The sequence below is a fragment of the Rhodovulum sp. genome (assembly GCF_011048875.1).
In the GTDB taxonomy this organism is placed as follows: domain Bacteria; phylum Pseudomonadota; class Alphaproteobacteria; order Rhodobacterales; family Rhodobacteraceae; genus Rhodovulum; species Rhodovulum tesquicola.
Map to the genome: position 1 here is coordinate 1 of NZ_DSDD01000305.1, position 2,444 is coordinate 2,444.

2 protein-coding genes and 1 pseudogene are annotated in these 2,444 nt (G+C 68.7%); all 3 read right to left on the bottom strand.

The features are described from left to right. Positions 1-686: pseudogene (locus tag ENN83_RS10775) on the bottom strand (magnesium chelatase ATPase subunit D); the annotation flags it as partial. After that, positions 673-1,686: a magnesium chelatase ATPase subunit I gene (gene bchI / locus ENN83_RS10780; RefSeq protein ID WP_287186867.1), complete on the bottom strand. Its 1,014-nt coding sequence runs from the start codon at positions 1,684-1,686 to the stop codon at positions 673-675. The gene bchI and the pseudogene ENN83_RS10775, both read right to left, overlap by 14 nt. Then, positions 1,683-2,444, bottom strand: a 762-nt coding sequence (locus ENN83_RS10785) for a spheroidene monooxygenase (protein ID WP_287186868.1), incomplete at its 5' end; no start/stop codon positions are given. The genes ENN83_RS10785 and bchI, both read right to left, overlap by 4 nt.

Here is a 2,444-nt window from a genome sequence, read left to right on the forward strand (position 1 = left end):
ACCGCCGCGGTCAGGTCGTCCACCCCAACCTCGTCATTGCCCGCAATCGCGGCCAGCGTGCGGGCCGTCCGGAGCGCCAGCATGGGCGCGCGCAGGCTGTGAACGCCCAGCCGGACGGCCAGCAGCGTCAGATCCTCCAGCACACTCGCCGACACGCGGATCCGCGGCAGCCGGTCGCGCGCAGCGGCCAGTGCGGTCTGGTCCAGCACGATCCGGTCGGTCTCGCCCCAGGGCAGGGCGTCCAGATCGACATGCAGCGCCAGCCGGTCGGTCAGCGCCTCGGGCAGCGTCTCGCCGGGCTCGGCGCCCTCGTCCAGCGCGATCAGGCAATGCCCGGTCCCCTGGTCCAGCGCGCCCGCCAGCCGCGCGGCAAGGCCCGGCTGGGTGCGTTCGGCCATCGGCAGGACCAGCACTGCCGGTTCCGCCAGAATGCCCGCCCGTTCCACCAGCTTGCCCGAGGACAGCGTCGCGGTCAGGTCGATGCTGCCGAACAGCTGGTCGTCGCCGATGGACGGATGCAGCCGTTTCAGCGGCAGGGGGAGGCCCCCCAGCGCCTCGGTCACGCGGTCGCGGACGGGGCCGGACCGCGCGCGCAGCCACAGCCCCCCCAGCCCCACCGGATCGACGGCCAGCGCGTTCAGGCCGACCTCGACGCGGGTCCAGACGGAATTGTCAGGCAGGCTCACCCAGCACCTCGTCGACGACCCGGGCAACGCGCGTGGTGGACCCCGCCTCGTCCAGCGGATCGCGCCGCAACCGGTGGCGCAGCGCGGACGGCGCGACCTTGCGCACATGTTCGCGCGTGACCTTGTCGGCGCCCTCGAAGGCGGCCAGCGCGCGGGCGGCCTTGAGCAGCGTCAGTTCCCCCCGAAGCCCGTCCGAGCCCAGCGCAAGGCACAGTTCCGCACAGTCGCGCAGCACGTCGTCCGAGCTTTCCATGGTCTTCAGATGCGCCCGCGCGGCAAGGATCCGGTCGCGCAGCTCGGCATCGGCCGGGCGCCACTTCTCCATGAACGCATCGAAATCGGTCTCGTAGGTGTCGCGGCGGCGGATCACCTCGATCCGCGTGTCGACATCCGTGGGCGAGACCACCTCGACCGACAGGCCGAAGCGGTCCAGCAATTGCGGGCGCAACTCGCCCTCTTCGGGGTTGCCGGACCCGACGAGCACGAAGCGCGCCGGGTGCCGGATCGACAGCCCTTCCCGTTCCACCACGTTCTCGCCCGACTGGGCGACGTCAAGCAGCAGATCGACGATATGGTCCTCCAGCAGGTTCACCTCGTCGATATAGAGGTAGCCCCTGTTGGCCCGCGCCAGAAGGCCCGGCTCGAACGCCTTGATGCCCGAGGACAGCGCCTTCTCGATGTCCAGCGCGCCGACCACCCGGTCCTCGGTTACGCCCAGCGGCAGGTCCACGACGGGCGTGGGCCGCGTGACGATCGCGGTCGAGGTCAGGTGCGCCCAGTCCGGGCACTGATCGCGCGAGGGCGAATTCACCGGACAGCTTTCCACCGCCTGGATCGGCGGCAGAAGGGCTGCCAGCGCGCGGACGGCGGTCGACTTGCCGGTGCCGCGGTCGCCGAACACAAGAACGCCGCCGATCCCCGGGTCGATTGCCGTGAGGATCATCGCCTGCTTCATCTCCTCCTGCCCGACGATGGCGGAGAAGGGAAAGGGTTGTCTCATGCAGTCTCTTTCGATTTCCTGGGCGCCTTGGACGTGCCCGGCACCGCCTTGTCCGTCGATGTCTCGGCCTTGGGTTGGGCCTTGGTCTCGGGCGCCGGCTTCGATACATCCAGCCGCTTCAGCGGGCTCCCGCCTTCCCAACTACCCTCTTCTTCGAGGATGTTGAAGCGCGCATACATCTCTTCCTTGAACCAGTTGCCTTCGCGGACATGCTGCACCGCGCGGCCATGCGGACAATCGCCATGGGCAAAGGTCGTCATCGCGCGCTTGTCGTTCCACAGCGAGAAGGTCACCTGCTGCACCCAGGGCACCTCGGCCATGCCGATATGGAAGGCACAGTTCGGGTGTTCGGCCACCCGCGACTGGACCTCGGGCACCTCGGCCCAGAATTGCAGCGCGATGGGCAGCTTGACGGTGGCGCGCGTCAGAACCGCCATCTTGCCGCTTGCGTCGGGCTTTTCGGTGACCCGCAGCGGCTTGACGCCGGACCACAACCCCTTGGCCGAGGTCGGTGTCAGGTAGATCGTGTAGGTCTCGCAGGAATGGCTGCGCAGAATGCGATGGGTGATGCTTTCCTTCAGCCCCGTCTTCGCGGTCGCCATGTCCGGCCAGACGCACAGGATCGCGTTGACGTTGACATTCGGCTTGGGGTTGAAACCCGCGTCCGAACCCGTGCCGAGCATCTTGAAAAATTCCAGCCCCGGCACATCCTTCAGCGCGAAGCGGCCGCGCGCCATCTGGCTGAGCGCCTCGAGGCG

What these genes read in the sequence shown, in the direction of transcription:
- bchI (WP_287186867.1), bottom strand. Translation starts at nt 1,686, where the DNA reads ATGAGACAACCCTTTCCCTTCTCCGCCATCGTCGGGCAGGAGGAGATG.